The following is a 14,889-nucleotide window of genomic DNA, read 5'->3' on the forward strand; positions in this document are numbered from 1 at the left end:
ATCACCATGACACCACTTCATCACCTCCGCGCAGGCATCATCGGCACAGGTTTCATCGGCCCCGTTCATATTGAGGCGCTGAAGAGGCTCGGCGTCACTGTGAACGGCATCTGCGGCTCGTCGAAGAGCGCGCGCAAAACCGGCGAGCTGTGGGGCATCCCGGAGGTGTATGGCGACTATGACTTTGAGGCGATGTATGCGAGCCCGAACATTGACGTCGTGCACATCACCTCGCCGAACAAGGTGCACGTGGAGCAGTGCCTGAAGGCGCTGGAGATGGGCAAGCATGTCATCTGCGAGAAGCCGCTGGGCATGACGGCGAAGGACACGCAGCTCGTCGTCGATGCGGTGCGCAAGGGCGGCAAAAAAGGACCTGTCTTCGCGGTGAACTACATGTGCCGCTTCTTCCCGGCCATCCTCCAGATGCGTGCGATGGTGGCGCGCGGCGATCTGGGGAAGATCATCCACGTGCAGGGCCATTTCTTCCAGGACTGGCTGCTGTTTGAGACGGACTACAACTGGCGCGTGCTCTCCAGCGAGGGCGGCAAGCTGCGCGCGGTGGGCGATGTCGGCACGCATTGGATCGACGCGGTGAGCTTTGTGCTCGGTGCGAAGCCGCAGAGCGTGTTCGCGCACGTGGAGACCTTCCACAAGACGCGCAAGCGTCCAAAGGGCGAGGTGCAGACCTTCGCGAAGATCGATCCAAAGAAGATGATCGACTACAAGGTGGACACCGAGGACTTCGGCAGCGTGCTGCTGAAGTTCGGCAAGGCGAAGCACGGCTACGCCGACGGCGTGCATGCGAACGCGTTCATCTCGCAGGTGGCTGCCGGATGGAAGTGCAGCCTCAGCTTTGGCATTTACGGCACGAAGGGCAGCGTGCGCTGGGATCTGCAGCAGCCGAACGAGCTCTATGTCGGCCGTCGCGACGAGCCGAACCAGATTCTCAACCGCGGCACGCCCGGCTTCATCGAGGACGTGGCGAATTTCACCGACTACCCGCCGGGTCATCCCGAGGGCTTCAGCGACGGCCACAAGATGCACTACCGCGCCGTCTATGAGCACATCGCCAGTGGCAAGAAGACCGAGCCGCTCTTCGCCACCGCCGCCGACGGCCATCACGAGGTGAAACTCTGCGAGGCGATCCTGCAAAGCAGCAAGGCGAAGACGTGGGTGAAGGTGTGAGGTGCCTCTAGGATCTATCAAGAGAGAGGAAAAAACAATCGAGGCCGTACTTGTTCTCACGAACGGCGATGTCAGTCACATGAACTTTTGAAACGCGTGGAAGAACCGCGAATGGCTGTTGTCCAAGTGCCAGGCCGCTGCCGAAATGATCTTCGTCAAAACCTACCGAAGAATACCTCGACGCATCCTTGTGCGCTTGGTGAATCGCGTCACCAAGGACGGCGAAATAGCCGCTTTTTGGGGGCGCTTGTGAAAGTGTGATCTTGAGAAACGTCCGGATGTCGGCACCTTGCGGTCATGAAAACCAAGCCCCGAGTTGTCAGCGCCAAGAATCAGGCCCGCAGGTTGATCGACAAGCTGCCGGCCTCGGCCTCGTGGGACGATGTGATGCAAGAGATTTATGTGCGGCAGAAGATTGAGGCGGGACTCGCTGATCTCAATGCCGGCCGCAGACATTCGCAGGCCAGCATCAAACGTGAGTTCGGGGTGGCGTGAACATTTTCTGGTCCAGTCAGGCGCGGAAGGATTTGCGGGCGATCCGGGCCTTCATCGCCAAAGATTCGGCGTTTTACGCGGACCGCATGGCAGCGAGGATTATCGAACGCACGGACATTCTCGCGCTTCATCCGCATGCGGGGCATCCCGTGCATGAGGCGCCGGATTTGGATGTGCGGGAGATTCATGTGGCGTCCTACCGCATCATCTATCGCGTGTTGCTCGATGAGTTGGAAATCGTCACCCTGGTGCATTTTGCAAAGCGCTTGAGTTTGAAACGGCTGGGTTAGTCCACGCCAATCCCCAGCGCCTTGCGAATCACGAGCTTGTCATTTCGCCGAGAGGAAGGCCGCCTGCTTCAAAACTTCCCGTCGCGCGACTCGAAGTGCGTCGGTTTGCCGAGCGATTCGCCACCACGGGAAACCCAGCCCGCGACCCACTCCATGAGCTCCTCGTCGCGGATGAACGGGATGCCGAGTTCGACGAAGCTGCGGTAGGGATTGCTCAGCAGCGCGTCGGGAGCCTCCTTGCCCTCGATCTGCACCGGTTTGCCGAAGATTTCGCCGAAGCGTTTCGCCACTTCGCGCACGCTCAGGATCGCGGTGCCGGTCAGGTTCACGATCCATGCGGGGCTTTGCGCCTTGGCGAGGCTGAGGAGTGAGAGCGCGTTCGCATCGCCCTGCCAGATGGTGTTGAAGTAGCCCATGCGCACGTCCACAGGCTGGCCGTTCCAGACTTTTTGGGCGATGTCCACCATCACGCCGTAGCGCAGGTCGCAGGCGTAGTTCAGGCGGATCAGCGACACCGGCGTGCCGCGCACATTGCTGAAGTGCTGGAAGATGCGCTCGCGTCCCAGGCAGCTCATGGCGTATTCGCCGGCGGGATTCAAGGCGTCCTCCTCATGGCTGCCGCCGCGCTCGACCGGCACCAGGCCATACACATTGCCGGTGGAGAAGGCCGCGATGCGGCTACGGTGGTAGCGCTCGCACACGAGGCCGGGCAGCCATGCGTTCATCGCCCAGGTCATCGGTTCCTGGCCGGTGGAGCCGAATTTCATGCCCGCCATGTAGATCACGTTCGGCGCATGCGGCAGGTAGGCCACGGCGTTCGCCGCCAGCAGATCGACAGCGATGGTTTCGATGCCGTGCTGCTGAAATTCCTCCGCCGAACCCGGCGTGCTGAAGCGCGACACCGCGATCACGCGCCGTTTCGTGCCCGCCTCATCGCTCGCCCGTTTCGCCATGCGCGTGAAGGATGGTCCCATCTTACCGGCGGCACCGAGAACGATGATGTCACCGGGAAGCGACCACATCATTTCGACCACCGCAGGCGTGGGGCGGCTAAGGCGTTCTTCGAGCTCTTCGAGGCTGGCGGGCGGCATGGGCGGACATTAAGAGCTGTTTTCGCTTTTGGAAAAGCCCTAGCTGCGGACGTTGATGCCTCACAAGCCCGCAGGCTTGAAGACCCGGCAACCCATGAGACCGCTCGCATCAATCCTGTTCCTCACCGTGGGCATCGTCTTCTTGTATTTTGGAGGCAGATCCGCCTGCATAGGCATCGCGAGCACATTCTGGCCGACTGTCGAAGGTCAAATCCTGTCCTCCAGCGTAAAGGCCGAGGCTGGAAAGAAGGGCGGGAAGGTTTTCAGCGCCGCAGTCAACTATGCTTATGTCGTCAACGGCAGGAGCTTCACCTGTGACCGGGTGCGCTTTGGCAGCATCAACACCGCAAGCACAGTCTTCCCCAATCAGGTTGTGGAAAGATATCCCGCAGGCAGCTCGGTCACGGTTTACTACTCTTCGTCAAATCCCTCGTCGGCAGTCCTTGAACCAGGGTTTCAATCCGCCAGCGGCATCGTCCTGGGGATCGGCATCATCTTTGGGAGTGTGGGCGTCGCCGCGATCTTTCTTCCTACAAGCCGCCATGAACAGCGGAGACGCGTGCTGAAGTAAGCTGCGGTGTCAGATCAGAGTGAAACGGGCCGCCCTGAGGCGGCCCGATTGAGGGTAGTGTGGTGTGGCAGGGAATCCGCCCCACCCATGAATCGAATGTTTAAGCAGCAACCAGCTCCACATCCCGTGTTACGCGGACCGAAACGGGTGGCATCGCTTCGCCACGTTGCTGACGATGTTCCACCTCATCTCGGATGATGCCGCAGAGATCGGCATAGACTTGCTCCTCATTTTCACCGTGGCAGACACCGCCAAAGTAAAGGTCGGGACAGTAGCCGATGTAAAGCTGGTCATCGTCGGACCAGCGGACGAAGCGGTGATATTGATCAGCGATTTTCATGACGGGATTAAATCACTTTTTGCCTGCTTGTGCAATGGCCTGGGCCACCTGCTTCTCCCTGATAACGTTGGGCATCATCGCCTTCGCCACCGCTGATTGTGATGATCCCCGGCCACTCGGGATGCTTGAACTGGCGGTGAGATCCCTTTTGCCGGTCCAAGAAAAAGCCCGCCAGCTTCAAATCAGAGATGAGCTGGCGGACTTTGCGCGGCATGACCGATCAAAAGCTTGGATCACACATGAATCGGATGCCCCTTGGCGACTTCGGTGGCCTCCTTGACCATCTCGGACAGTGTCGGATGGGCGTGGATGGTGGCTTCGATTTCGTCCCAGGTGGCTTCGAGGTTCATGGCGAGGCCGATTTCGGCGATCATCTCGGTGCTTTCGCTGCCGATGATGTGGGCGCCGATGATTTCACCATGCGGCTCACCGTAGAGGATCTTGACGAAGCCTTCCGGCTCGGCGGCGGCAAGGGCCTTTCCGCTGGCCACATAGGGGAACTTGCCGACCTTGAACTTGAGGCCCTTTTCCTTCGCCGCACGCTCGGTGAGACCGATGCTGGCGACCTGCGGATGGCAGTAGGTGCAGCCGGGGAAGACGCCGACTTTCTTCGGCTTGTGCTTGGTGAAAAGACCTTCGACGCATTGCACGGCCTCGTAGCTGGCGACGTGCGCGAGCCAGGGCGGCCCGATAATGTCGCCCGCACCATAGATGCCTTTGACGGAGGTCTGGTAGCGGTCGTCGGTCTGGAGCCAGCCGCGTTCGGTGAGCTTCAATTCGATGCCGCCGGGCAGCACGGGTGCGACGCCGATAGCGACGAGGGCGACGTCGGCCTCCAGCGTCTCATTGGCCGCGCCTTCGACGGTAATCTTCACGCCTTTGCCGTCCTCGGTGGTCTTGGTGACCTTCGTGTTTGTGAGGATGCGAATACCGGCCTTGGTGAGGCTTTTTTCGAGGGTCTTGCTGACCTCGGTGTCTTCAACCGGGAGAATGTCCGGCATCATCTCGACGACGGTGACCTTCGTGCCGTAGGCGTTGAAGAAATAGGCGAACTCAATGCCGATCGCGCCCGCGCCGATAACGATGATGCTCTTCGGCTGCTTTTCGAGGGTCATGGCCTCCTTGCTGCCGATGACGGTTTTGCCGTTGAAGGGGAAACCGGGCATCGGACGGCTCTTCGCGCCGGTGGCGATGAGGATGTTCGCGGCGTCGTGGGTTTCCTTTTTGCCGTCAGCGGCGGTGACTTCCACTTTGCCTGGGGCGGGGATGCTGGCGGTGCCTTTGAGGTAATCGACCTTGTTCTTCTTGAAGAGGAATTCGATGCCCTTGTTGAGCTTGTCGCTCACGCCACGGCTGCGGCCGATGACTTTGGACCAGTCGTACTCAATGCTGCCGATTTTGAGGCCGAACTCCTCCGCGCGATGCGTGAGCGTGTGATACAGCTCGGCGTTCTTCAGCAGGGCCTTGGTAGGAATGCAGCCCCAGTTCAGGCAGGTGCCCCCGGCGCGGTCGTTTTCGACGCAGGCCACTTTCTTGCCGAGTTGCGCTGCGCGGATGGCTCCGACGTAGCCCGCAGGCCCGCCGCCGATGACGATGAGGTCGTAGTTCATGAAATGTCAGTGATTTTGGGGGTGGAACGGTCGAGAGAAGCGCGGCCCCGCCCCGTATTCAACCGCAGATTTCCCCGCCCGCATGGCCGTTTGACCACCGCACCGGGCGAAAGTAAACTCCACGACGCGCATGCCACCCCTCCGCCCTCCATTCTCGCGCCGGGCCGCCACGATCTTCGTGGTGCTGCAAGCCATCGCCTCAGGCGTGTTTGCCGCCGGTGGCGCCGACAAGAATGCCGCGCCGAAAGCCGACATCGCCACGCTGCTGCGCATCCAGAATGATGTGCAGAAGCTCCTGCCGCAGGTGAGTCCCGCCCTCGTGGCGATCCAGAGCGGAGGCGGCACCGCCAGCGGTGTGATCATCTCCGCCGACGGGCTGCTTCTGACGGCGGCGCATGTGCCCGGCGACCCGGGAAAAGAAATGCGCGTCATTTTGGACGACGGCAGCATCACCACCGCGAAATCCCTCGGCCTCGACAAGACCACTGACGCTGCGCTGGCCCGGCTCAAGTCCCGCGGCAAGCCGTGGCCCTTCGTGAATCTCAGCCGCGAGGTCGTCAAAGCGCAGCCGGGTGAATGGTGCTTCGCGCTCGGCCATCCGGGCGGCTTCGACAAGGCGCGCGGCGCGGTGCTGCGCGTGGGCAAAATCATCAAGCAGACCGCCAACAGCCTGCACACCGACTGCGTGCTCATGGGCGGCGACTCCGGCGGCCCATTGTTCAACTTCAACGGCGAGGTCATCGGCATCCACAGCCAGATCTGGGAAAACCGCGATCAAAACGTGCATGTCTCGATGGCCCCGTTCCTTCGTTCGTGGGACGCGATGCAGAAATCCCAGGTCATCAAGGTGTGGGGCGTCGGCGCGGGCGGCTATCTCGGCGTCGCCACCGTGATGAATGACGATGTGGAGCTCGAGGTGGCCGACGTGATCGAAAGCTCGCCCGCGCAAAAAGCCGGCGTGCGCGCCGGTGATGTCATCCTCAGCGTCAACGGCGACTCGATGACCGACCAGCAGCAGTTCAGCGCCACCGTACGCGCCCGCGCCGCCGGCGACACCCTCAAGCTCAAACTCCGCAGCAACGGCAAGGAGCGCGAGATCTCCGTGAAACTCGCGCAGAAACCCCAGGATGAAGGCGAGTGAGGGAAAATGACCAATGAGGAATGCAGAATGACGAATGAAAACCGAAACCTGAATGATCAGCATGCCGCTTCTTCATCGCGGCTTGGTCATTCATTGCTCATTCGCTCATTCGTCATTCGTCATTCCGCCTTTCTCATTCTTCTCGGTTCTCTCTCCGCACTCGCGGAATCCCCGCGTCCGACGCTCCCGCCCGAGCAGCGCACGAACGGCACGCAGACCCTCGCCGCGGTCGAAAAGCTCAAGCCGCTCACCACCGCGTGTGCCGCGCGCATTGAAAGTCTGCTCGGCCGCGCGGTCTGCTCCGCCACGATCGTCGGCGAGGACGGTTATGTGCTGATGAAAGCCAGCGAGGTTCCCGAACTCGGCAAAGTGCGCGCCCATTTCGCCGATGGCCGGAAGGCTGAACTGCGCGAGGTGCATCGTGAGACTTCGCTGGACCTCCTCCTGGCGCAGGCGGTTGGCATCACCGGCCTGCGCGCCGTTTCCTTCGGCGCGGCGCGGACGCTCACGATGGGCCAGTGGCTGTGCAGTGTCGCAAATTCGGGCAAGGAGACGCGCATCGGCATCGTCAGCGCCAAAATCCGCCGCATCCCCGGCACCGGGGCTGCTCTGGGCATCCGCATGGATGAAAAAAAACCGGCGGAGGGCAAGGGCGTGCGCATCATCGGCATCGCTACTGAAAGCCCCGCCGAGATCGCCGGCCTGCGGGAAAACGACGTCATCCTCACCATCGCCGGCGAGCCGGTCGATCAGTTCCGCCGCGTGCATGACCTCGTGAACAAGCGCCAACCGGGCGAGGTCGTCGAAGTGCATTATCTTCGCAAGAACAAGGAGGAAAGCTGCCGCGTGCGTCTCGCCAGCCGCACCAAGGTGCTGCAAAACTGGGAGGGCGAGGACTTTGCCAACGGCGGCATCTCCCTGCGCAGCGATAATTTCCCCGAAGTCCTCCAGCACGACATCCCGCTCTACCCGACCGACATGGGCGGCCCCATCGCCACGCTCGAAGGCAAGGTCGTCGGCATCAACATCGCCCGCGTCGATCGCGTCACCACATTTGCCCTGCCCGTCGAGACCTTCTGGACGGAGGCGCAGGAATGGATCAAGGCTGACCGCCATCCGCCGAAGGCGGTGCTGGTGAAGTAAAACGAATGTCCACATTCGTTTGAGCGTGCGCCGAACCATGCAACGAATGTGGACATTCGTTCTACCTTCCAATCATGCGCTACCAGCCACTCCCCGCCGAACTCTTTGCCGCCAACCGTCAGCGTCTTTACGCGAAGCTTCCGCCAAACTCCCTCGTCATCGTCCACGCCAATGACGTGCTGCCGACAAACGCTGATGGCTCGCTGCCTTTCATCCAGAACAGCGACCAGTTCTATCTCAGCGGCATCGATCAGGAGGAGACCATCCTCGTGCTCTTTCCCGACGCCGCCGACCCGAAGCAGCGCGAGATGCTCTTCGTCCGCGAAACGAACGAAACCATTGCCGTGTGGGAGGGCGAAAAGCTCACCAAGGCGCAGGCCACGGAGCGCAGTGGTATCCAGCGCGTGCACTGGCTCACCGACTTCGAGACGCAGTTCCGCAGCGTCATGTGCCAAGCAGATCAGGTCTTCCTGAACTCCAACGAGCACATCCGCGCCACCATTCCGACAGAAACACGCGAGACGCGCTTCACGCACCGCTGCAAACAGGAATACCCGCTGCACGACTACCGCCGCCTCGCGCCCCTCATGCACGAGCTGCGTGTCATCAAGAGCCCGCACGAAATCACCGCGCTCAACGAAGCCATCCGAATCACGAGCGACGGCTTCAACCGGCTGCTGAAGTTCGTGAAGCCAGGCGTGCACGAGTTTGAGATCGAGGCCGAGCTCTCGCATGAGTTCATTCGCCAGCGCGGTCGTGGATTCGCCTACACGCCCATCATCGCCACCGGCGGCAACGCCTGCGTGCTGCATTACATCACCAACCACTGCCAGTGCCAGGACGGGGAGCTGCTGTTGCTCGACGTGGCCGCCAACTACGGCAACTACAATGCCGACCTCACGCGCACGATCCCCGTGAACGGCAAGTTCACCCCGCGTCAGCGCCAGGTCTATGACGCCGTGCTGCGTGTCTTCAAAAAGTGCTGCCAGATGCTCAAACCCGGCGTCATCATCCGCGAGTATCAGGAGCAGGTCGGCCTGCTCATGCAGGAGGAACTGCTCGGCCTCGGCCTTATCACGCAGGACGACATCGCCAAGCAGGATCCCGAGAAGCCCGCGTATAAAAAATACTTCCCGCACGGCACCAGCCATCCGCTCGGCATCGACGTCCACGACGTCGGCCACATGTGGAAGCCAATTCAGGCCGGCATGATCTTCACCGTCGAGCCAGGCATCTACATCCGGGAGGAAAAACTCGGCGTCCGCCTCGAAAACAATATCGTCATCGGCGAAAACGCCAACATCGACCTCATGGCGCACATTCCAATCGAGGCGGATGACATCGAAGCGCTCATGGCGAGCAAATGACGAAACCAGAATTCCGAATGACGAATTAAGCCCCAATGCCTGCATTCGTCATTCGAGCATCGTCATTGATTCGACATTCCTCATTCTGGTTTCGTCATTCCCATGTCCCTCCCTCGTTTTTACCTGTCTGCCGCCGCATGGACCTCGCCGCATTTGACGCTTTCGCATGACGAAGCAGCGCATTGCAGCCGCGTGATGCGCAAGCAGCCTGGCGACACGATCGAAATATTCGACGGCGGAGGCCGCGTGGCCGTCTGCGAGATCACGCACGTCTCAAAATCGGAGGTGCAGGCCCAAATCACCTCGGAAAGCCGTGTGGAACCGTTTCAGACCGCGATTCATCTCCTGCCCGCGCTCATCAAGGCAGAACCCTTCGAGTGGCTGCTCGAAAAAGCCGTCGAGCTCGGCGCGGCGAGCATTCAACCGATCATCACCGAACGCACCGTCATCCATCTCGATACCGCGCAGACCGAAAAGAAGCTCGCCAAATGGCGCAGACACATGATCGAGAGCGCCAAGCAGTGCCACACGCCTTTTGTCCCTGAATTGAAGGCTCCCATCGCGTTTGCGGCCAGTTTGAAGGTTGCCGCCGAGTTCAAACTCATTCCCGCGCTGAGCGAACAAACACGCACGCTCAAACAGGCGCTGCCAAAGGACAAACCGGGCAGCGTCGCTGTTTTGATCGGCCCCGAAGGTGATTTTACTGCCGAGGAGGAAGCCCAAGCCTTTGCGGCGGGCTTTGTGCCCATCACGCTCGGTCCGTTGGTTCTACGTGCTGAGACCGCTGCCCTCGCAACGCTGGCGATCTTGGGGCATGAGTTGCGCTGAAAGTGATGCGGGCACTCCTGCCCGCCATCGAGCGCGTTCTTTGCGGGCAGGAGTGCCCGCATCACCTCAAATCCGCCGGCGTGTTCACGTTGTGGAAAAACGCAGCCTCATCGTCGCTCATTTGTTTGGTGACGGCTGATCCGAAATGCATGCAGGCCTCGATCACATGCTGGAGCTTGAAGTTCTTTTCGATTAGCGCCCGGCGCATGTGCGGCAGCATGGCGGGAACATACATGCCGGCGAGGGCTTCGTCGCCATGCGGGCCGCGGAAGAATTTTCCTTTCGGCGCTTCGTGATGCGGAACGAGGTGCTCGCGCAAAAATGCGGCGGTCATCCATGGCATGTCCACGGCGAGGACGAGCAGCGGCATCTGGACATGCTCCAGGCAGCGTGTGATCGCGCCGAGCGGACCCTCGTCGATGCCGTCCGGATCGTGCATGATCTCCACGTCATCGCCGGGAAAGAGCGGTTGTTCGCGGCGGCAGGAAATCAGCACGCGCTCCGCACCGATGGATTGCAGCTTGTGCAACTGCACCTGCCATAGCTCCTGCCCATGCCAGTGGAGCAGCGCCTTGTCCTGCTTCATCCGGGTGGAGCGGCCACCGGCGAGCAAAGCGGCTGCGAAGAGCGTGCTCATGATTTGCGCAGAATGCCGTTGCTCAGAATCTTCGCGCGCAGGCCTCCATGGCCTTTGAGCGCCTCTTCCGCGCCTTCGGCGAAAGCCTGGTTCATCCAATAGCAAGGCGCGGCCTCCTGTGTGCCGAGAAAACGCACGCCCTGCACCTCGAACTCGGCGCCGATGAGCGTGTTGAGGTCCACGCCCTTGGTGATGATGTTGCGGCGGAAGACGGAGGAAGGCACTCCCGCCGCGCCGAACTTTTCACACAGGCGTTCATACTGCTCGTGCTCGAAAAAGGTCACCTGGCCCTTGTAGTCCTCCTTCCAGCCGAAGAACCGGTCGCCCACGAGGCCCTTCCCGGCCACGCATTCCACTTCCGGCACCTCGATCATCGGCGCGGTGCCCGCAGGCATGCCGTGGTGGCCGAAGAAGTTGTGCTCGGGAGAAATGTAGATGTGCAGGATTTGCATGCGGGACTTGGATGTTCGGTCAAACGTGCCACGATCCATACGTCCATGACTTCCTCAGAGCAACCCGTCCGCGTCGGCATCATCGGAGCCGGCGGCATTGTCAAATCACGCCACATGCCCGGCCTGCGGGCCGTTCCGGGCGTGCAGATCACGCATGTGACCAATCGGTCGCTGGCGAGCGCGGAGGCGTTCTGCCGCGAGTTCGCTCCGGAAGCGCAGCCAGTGGAGCGCTGGGAGGAGCTGGCATCTTCACGCGATGTGGATGTGGTGTGGATTGGCACGCATCCCTGCATGCACGCGGAGATGACGTGCTATGCGCTTCAGCATGGGAAGCATGTCTTCACGCAGGCGCGCATGGCGGCGTCGCTGCCGGAGGCGAACCAGATGTGGGAGGCGTCGATTCGTTATCCTGAGCTTGTCACGGGGATCTGCCCCGCCCCACATGGCATGAAGGGCGGTGAGATGGTGAAGCAACTGCTCGCGGAAGGCGCGATCGGCACGCCGCATCAGGCCATGCTGCACAGTTTCAACGACGCATGGCTCGACCCGAAAGCTCCCGCGCACTGGAGGCAGCAGTCGGAGCTCAGCGGCATCCAGATCCTCACGCTGGGCATTTACACCGAGGTTTTGCAGCGCTGGCTCGGTCACATCACCGAGGTCGAGGCACGCGGAAACGTGGTGATTCCCGAACGCGCAGGCGTGGAGGTCGATATTCCCGATTTCGTCAATGTGCTGGCGAAATTCCGCAACGGCATCGAAGCGACGATGCTTTTCAGCGGCGTGGCCGCCCACGCGCCGACGGACAAGCTGTGGATCTTTGGCTCCGAAGGCACGCTGGCTTACGACTTTAACACGGACGAGCTGCAACTCGGCAAACGCGGCGGAAAATTGGAGGTTATTTCCGTTCCCGCCGAAATGCAGCGAAGCTGGACCGTGGAGCGCGATTTCATCGCCGCTGTGCGCGACCCGTCAGCACCGCGACCGAAGCCCGATTTCAACGAGGGCATGATGTACATGCGCGTCGTTCACGCCGTGTGGCCGGCGATGGAGTCACAAGCGGCAGCGCGTGTGATGTGACTCAAGCCATGCCGCGCCGCCCGACCGCAAGCGCACCGTTCACCATCTGCAACAATCCCTCGACCTGATAAGGCTTCGGCAAAGCGGCGGCGAAACCGTAAGCGGCACAGTCTTTCATCACCGGATCGTCGCGGTAGCCGGAGGACACGATGGCGAGGATCCGCGGGTCGATGCGGCGCAGGTGCAGCATCGTTTCGCGTCCGCACATGCCGTCAGGAATGGTGAGGTCAAGGATGGCGAGATCGAAGGGGCGGCCCTGCTGCATGGCCTCCTGGTAAAGTCGCAGTGTGTCCTTGCCGTCGCCGGTCTCGACCACCTCGAAGGCGGCTTTTTCAAGCGCGCGGCGCATGAGGTCGCGCACCATGAGATCGTCTTCGAGGAGAAGAATGCGTCCGGCCCTGCCGGCGGGCTGCGCCAGCGGCCTGCTGGGGGTCTGCACTGCGGGGACCAGCGCTGACTCGATGGCACGACGCATGTCTCCGACGGATTGAAAGCGGTGCTGGCGGTCCTGCATCAGCGCACGGATGACCACGGCGTCCAGGCGGGGATCCAAACCCGGCCGAAGCACGGAGGGCGGCTGCCAGGAGCCGCGTGGCAGCGCGCCGGTGAGCATCTGGTACATCAACACGCCCAGCGCATAGATGTCGGCGCGGTGATCGACCTCGCGGTGCGCGTTGAACTGCTCCGGCGCGGCGTATTCCGGCGTGCCCATGACCATGTGCGTCTCCGTGACCATCGAGGCGACACGCGCCACATCCTTCGCAAGACCGAAGTCGGTGATCTTCACCTCCCCCTGGCAGGTGAGCATGATGTTCGCCGGCTTGATGTCGCGGTGGACGATGCCTTTCGCATGCGCGTATTCGAGGCCGGAGCAAATCTGAGGCAGCAGTTGCAGCGCGAGCGCCGGCGTCATCCGTCCCTGCGACATGATTTCGCCGAGGTCGGTGCCATCGACGAATTCCATCACGAAGAACAGGAAATCGGCGCCGAGATGGCCGTAATCGTAGATCGCGACGATGTTCGGATGGTTCAGCGCGGCCATTGCCCGCGCCTCGCGGCGGAAGCGGTCCTCGAAGGCAAAATCATATCCGTCACTCACACGCAGCACCTTGATGGCCACCGGACGGCCCAAGCTGAGCTGCGTGCCGCGATACACCGTGCCCATGCCGCCGATCCCGACCTGCGCCTGCACCGAGTAGCGTCCAAAAGGCATCATCGCCGACAGCTCCACCGGGGATGGCGGCGCTGAACGTGTGACAACGGGTTGGGCGGAGCCCTGGGTGCTGGTGGCGAGTCGCATCAGCGTGTACTGTGACACACCCGGCGAGGCGGGCAACTGGCGCGAGCGTTACTTTGCGAAATCAGGCTTTGGCAGGGGCGGGCTTGCTGGCCGCCGCGAGCTTGCGCGTGTAGATGAATCCTCCGACGGCAAGCACCAGGATTGTGATGCCCAGCAGCGGACGCACAACAATCCACGCGATGGCGATCACCACCAGCGAGACCGTGCCTGCCAGCATGAAGGAGATCAAACCCGTGCCCATGCCGATGATGTTGCCGATGAAAGGCACCACGCTGCCCAGCACACTGAGCGGGCGCATGATGGCCATGAAACCGAAGGCCATGAACAAAAAGCCGCCGAGACGTACCAGCCAGGTGATGATCTTGTTCGCGCTGGCCGCGTTCTTGAACATCGTCTCCGCGCTCACCACGCCGGACTCGACCATGTTCAGCGCGTCCCCCGCCTTCGTCTGGTAGGGTCCGAACGTTTCGCCGAGTTGCGCGGCCAGGATGCTGAAAGGACCCGGCTTCACGATTTCAAACGATACGCGAACATCGCCGATCTGCGGCTCGTCCGGTTTTACTCCGAAGTAAAATGTCCCGGCCTGAATCTGCGCTGCAGCTTTGAGATCCGCGGGAAGTTTGGCCAGGTCGGCCTCGGTCACGGCGTGCTTGGAAGGATCGCCCATTCGGCTCACAAGGTTCTCTGGCACGACAAAGGCACCCATAGTGACCTTCTCAGCGGCGATGTTCGCATTACCGGCGATCAGGTCGCCCTCGTTCGTGTGACCTTGGGGCTTCTTGAAATCGGCGGAGTTCACCGGCTTGTCGGTCCACTTCTTCGTGTAGGTGTAAGTGGTCGTGGTCTCCTCACCGCCGCCGACTTTCTGCTTCGTTTCGGACTTCTGGTCCTCCACCCACTGGTAAATCTCCTCGCTGCGCACCAGGCGCAGCGCGGGCACGCTCAGGCCGAAATCGGGATCGGTCACCGGGGCGTTGGCTTTCGCATCGCCGGTCACATGGACGAGCTTTTTCTCGTTGGCGGGATCGATCTTGTCCGCAGGCACGCTTACCACGGCGGCGGCGCCTTCCTTGAGGCTGTTCGCGGTGGTGACGGCGCGGCCTTCGTTCCACCAGAGCAGCAGGATCATCAGCGGGATCATGATGATGCCGAACAGGATGCCTTTGATGGATTCGCCGATGCGGCCGAACCAGCTTTTGCTTGTCACTTCAGTGTAGGAGTCGGCCATGAGAATAATTGCGTTGTTGCGCCCATTGAAGCCACACTCGTGCCTGGTGTCCATGCAATTTCGTCCGCACGAAAATACCGGAACCCGTGACAAGGCGGCAAGAATCGACTGGCGGGGCGTTTGTTAGTCTCTCA

General features: G+C 61.3%; 17 protein-coding genes. 9 read left to right on the forward strand and 8 right to left on the reverse strand.

From position 1 onward, the window contains the following. Positions 1–6 precede the first annotated feature (6 nt). The 3 genes from ACILSE_RS05925 (at position 7) to ACILSE_RS05935 (ending at position 1,970) form a co-directional block, all read left to right on the forward strand. Positions 7–1,185, forward strand: coding sequence for a Gfo/Idh/MocA family protein (locus ACILSE_RS05925; protein WP_395716444.1), 1,179 nt, complete (start codon positions 7–9; stop codon positions 1,183–1,185). A gap of 297 nt (positions 1,186–1,482) precedes the next feature. Next, the gene (locus ACILSE_RS05930; protein ID WP_395716445.1) at positions 1,483–1,680 is read left to right on the forward strand and encodes a hypothetical protein; all 198 of its coding nucleotides are present in this window, start codon (positions 1,483–1,485) and stop codon (positions 1,678–1,680) included. Continuing rightward, on the forward strand, positions 1,677–1,970 hold the full coding sequence (locus tag ACILSE_RS05935; RefSeq protein ID WP_395716446.1) for a type II toxin-antitoxin system RelE/ParE family toxin: 294 nt from the start codon (positions 1,677–1,679) through the stop codon (positions 1,968–1,970). The genes ACILSE_RS05930 and ACILSE_RS05935 overlap by 4 nt, the downstream gene beginning before the upstream one ends. Before the next feature lie 68 nt (positions 1,971–2,038). Here the strand turns inward: ACILSE_RS05935 and ACILSE_RS05940 are convergent, their stop codons facing one another. Next, on the reverse strand, positions 2,039–3,061 hold the full coding sequence (locus ACILSE_RS05940) for an NAD-dependent epimerase/dehydratase family protein (protein WP_395716447.1): 1,023 nt from the start codon (positions 3,059–3,061) through the stop codon (positions 2,039–2,041). Positions 3,062–3,155: 94 nt separating this feature from the next. On the opposite strand from ACILSE_RS05940, the gene ACILSE_RS05945 reads away from it, so the two are divergent. Then, a complete protein-coding gene (locus tag ACILSE_RS05945; protein ID WP_395716448.1) occupies positions 3,156–3,632 on the forward strand; it encodes a DUF3592 domain-containing protein in 477 nt (158 codons plus the stop codon). A 100-nt stretch (positions 3,633–3,732) separates the two neighbouring features. On the opposite strand, the gene ACILSE_RS05950 is transcribed toward ACILSE_RS05945, so the two are convergent. Genes ACILSE_RS05950 through lpdA form a run of 3 tightly spaced genes read right to left on the reverse strand, consistent with a single transcriptional unit; the run spans position 3,733 to position 5,582 of the window. After that, positions 3,733–3,972 (reverse strand): pilus assembly protein HicB, encoded by a 240-nt coding sequence (locus ACILSE_RS05950; protein WP_395716449.1) that lies wholly within the window; start codon positions 3,970–3,972, stop codon positions 3,733–3,735. A gap of 7 nt (positions 3,973–3,979) precedes the next feature. Next, the gene (locus ACILSE_RS05955; RefSeq protein WP_395716450.1) at positions 3,980–4,186 is read right to left on the reverse strand and encodes a type II toxin-antitoxin system HicA family toxin; all 207 of its coding nucleotides are present in this window, start codon (positions 4,184–4,186) and stop codon (positions 3,980–3,982) included. Positions 4,187–4,205: 19 nt separating this feature from the next. Continuing rightward, positions 4,206–5,582 (reverse strand): dihydrolipoyl dehydrogenase, encoded by a 1,377-nt coding sequence (gene lpdA / locus ACILSE_RS05960; protein WP_395716451.1) that lies wholly within the window; start codon positions 5,580–5,582, stop codon positions 4,206–4,208. 130 nt (positions 5,583–5,712) lie between these two features. Here lpdA and ACILSE_RS05965 point away from each other — a divergent pair, with 130 nt between their 5' ends. From ACILSE_RS05965 to ACILSE_RS05980, 4 genes are all read left to right on the forward strand, one after another. Further along, positions 5,713–6,723, forward strand: a complete 1,011-nt coding sequence (locus tag ACILSE_RS05965; protein WP_395716452.1) for a S1C family serine protease — start codon at positions 5,713–5,715, stop codon at positions 6,721–6,723. Positions 6,724–6,750: 27 nt separating this feature from the next. Continuing rightward, entirely contained in the window at positions 6,751–7,866 is a 1,116-nt protein-coding gene (locus tag ACILSE_RS05970) for a PDZ domain-containing protein (RefSeq protein ID WP_395716453.1), read from the forward strand. A 74-nt stretch (positions 7,867–7,940) separates the two neighbouring features. Next, a complete protein-coding gene (locus ACILSE_RS05975) occupies positions 7,941–9,233 on the forward strand; it encodes an aminopeptidase P N-terminal domain-containing protein (protein WP_395716454.1) in 1,293 nt (430 codons plus the stop codon). Positions 9,234–9,335: 102 nt separating this feature from the next. Beyond that, positions 9,336–10,061 carry a 16S rRNA (uracil(1498)-N(3))-methyltransferase gene (locus ACILSE_RS05980; protein WP_395716455.1) on the forward strand — a complete coding sequence of 242 codons (726 nt, stop codon included), beginning with the start codon at positions 9,336–9,338 and terminating at the stop codon, positions 10,059–10,061. Between the two features lie 61 nt (positions 10,062–10,122). Here ACILSE_RS05980 and ACILSE_RS05985 read toward each other — a convergent pair whose 3' ends face one another. Then, positions 10,123–10,698 (reverse strand): molybdenum cofactor guanylyltransferase, encoded by a 576-nt coding sequence (locus tag ACILSE_RS05985; RefSeq protein ID WP_395716456.1) that lies wholly within the window; start codon positions 10,696–10,698, stop codon positions 10,123–10,125. Continuing rightward, positions 10,695–11,150: an MOSC domain-containing protein gene (locus ACILSE_RS05990; RefSeq protein WP_395716457.1), complete on the reverse strand. Its 456-nt coding sequence runs from the start codon at positions 11,148–11,150 to the stop codon at positions 10,695–10,697. Before ACILSE_RS05990 ends, ACILSE_RS05985 begins: the two co-directional genes overlap by 4 nt. Positions 11,151–11,195: 45 nt before the next feature. Between ACILSE_RS05990 and ACILSE_RS05995 the strand changes: the two genes are divergently transcribed. Continuing rightward, positions 11,196–12,227, forward strand: a complete 1,032-nt coding sequence (locus tag ACILSE_RS05995; protein ID WP_395716458.1) for a Gfo/Idh/MocA family protein — start codon at positions 11,196–11,198, stop codon at positions 12,225–12,227. A 1-nt stretch (position 12,228) separates the two neighbouring features. Here the strand turns inward: ACILSE_RS05995 and ACILSE_RS06000 are convergent, their stop codons facing one another. Next, positions 12,229–13,563: a protein kinase domain-containing protein gene (locus tag ACILSE_RS06000; RefSeq protein WP_395716459.1), complete on the reverse strand. Its 1,335-nt coding sequence runs from the start codon at positions 13,561–13,563 to the stop codon at positions 12,229–12,231. 25 nt (positions 13,564–13,588) lie between these two features. Beyond that, the gene (locus ACILSE_RS06005; protein WP_395716460.1) at positions 13,589–14,755 is read right to left on the reverse strand and encodes a TMEM43 family protein; all 1,167 of its coding nucleotides are present in this window, start codon (positions 14,753–14,755) and stop codon (positions 13,589–13,591) included. Between the last annotated feature and the right edge of the window lie 134 nt (positions 14,756–14,889).

The sequence above is a fragment of the Prosthecobacter sp. genome (genome assembly GCF_044236155.1).
Classification (GTDB): Bacteria; Verrucomicrobiota; Verrucomicrobiia; order Verrucomicrobiales; family Verrucomicrobiaceae; genus Prosthecobacter.

Excerpts from the sequence above, each read along its gene's own strand:
- ACILSE_RS05925 (WP_395716444.1), top strand. The coding sequence starts at position 7 with ATGACACCACTTCATCACCTCCGCGCAGGCATCATCGGCACAGGTTTC.
- ACILSE_RS05930 (WP_395716445.1), top strand. The coding sequence starts at position 1,483 with ATGAAAACCAAGCCCCGAGTTGTCAGCGCCAAGAATCAGGCCCGCAGG.
- ACILSE_RS05940 (WP_395716447.1), bottom strand. The coding sequence starts at position 3,061 with ATGCCGCCCGCCAGCCTCGAAGAGCTCGAAGAACGCCTTAGCCGCCCC.
- ACILSE_RS05945 (WP_395716448.1), top strand. The coding sequence starts at position 3,156 with ATGAGACCGCTCGCATCAATCCTGTTCCTCACCGTGGGCATCGTCTTC.
- ACILSE_RS05950 (WP_395716449.1), bottom strand. The coding sequence starts at position 3,972 with ATGAAAATCGCTGATCAATATCACCGCTTCGTCCGCTGGTCCGACGAT.
- ACILSE_RS05955 (WP_395716450.1), bottom strand. The coding sequence starts at position 4,186 with ATGCCGCGCAAAGTCCGCCAGCTCATCTCTGATTTGAAGCTGGCGGGC.
- lpdA (WP_395716451.1), bottom strand. The coding sequence starts at position 5,582 with ATGAACTACGACCTCATCGTCATCGGCGGCGGGCCTGCGGGCTACGTC.
- ACILSE_RS05965 (WP_395716452.1), top strand. The coding sequence starts at position 5,713 with ATGCCACCCCTCCGCCCTCCATTCTCGCGCCGGGCCGCCACGATCTTC.
- ACILSE_RS05970 (WP_395716453.1), top strand. The coding sequence starts at position 6,751 with ATGACGAATGAAAACCGAAACCTGAATGATCAGCATGCCGCTTCTTCA.
- ACILSE_RS05975 (WP_395716454.1), top strand. The coding sequence starts at position 7,941 with ATGCGCTACCAGCCACTCCCCGCCGAACTCTTTGCCGCCAACCGTCAG.
- ACILSE_RS05980 (WP_395716455.1), top strand. The coding sequence starts at position 9,336 with ATGTCCCTCCCTCGTTTTTACCTGTCTGCCGCCGCATGGACCTCGCCG.
- ACILSE_RS05985 (WP_395716456.1), bottom strand. The coding sequence starts at position 10,698 with ATGAGCACGCTCTTCGCAGCCGCTTTGCTCGCCGGTGGCCGCTCCACC.
- ACILSE_RS05990 (WP_395716457.1), bottom strand. The coding sequence starts at position 11,150 with ATGCAAATCCTGCACATCTACATTTCTCCCGAGCACAACTTCTTCGGC.
- ACILSE_RS05995 (WP_395716458.1), top strand. The coding sequence starts at position 11,196 with ATGACTTCCTCAGAGCAACCCGTCCGCGTCGGCATCATCGGAGCCGGC.
- ACILSE_RS06005 (WP_395716460.1), bottom strand. The coding sequence starts at position 14,755 with ATGGCCGACTCCTACACTGAAGTGACAAGCAAAAGCTGGTTCGGCCGC.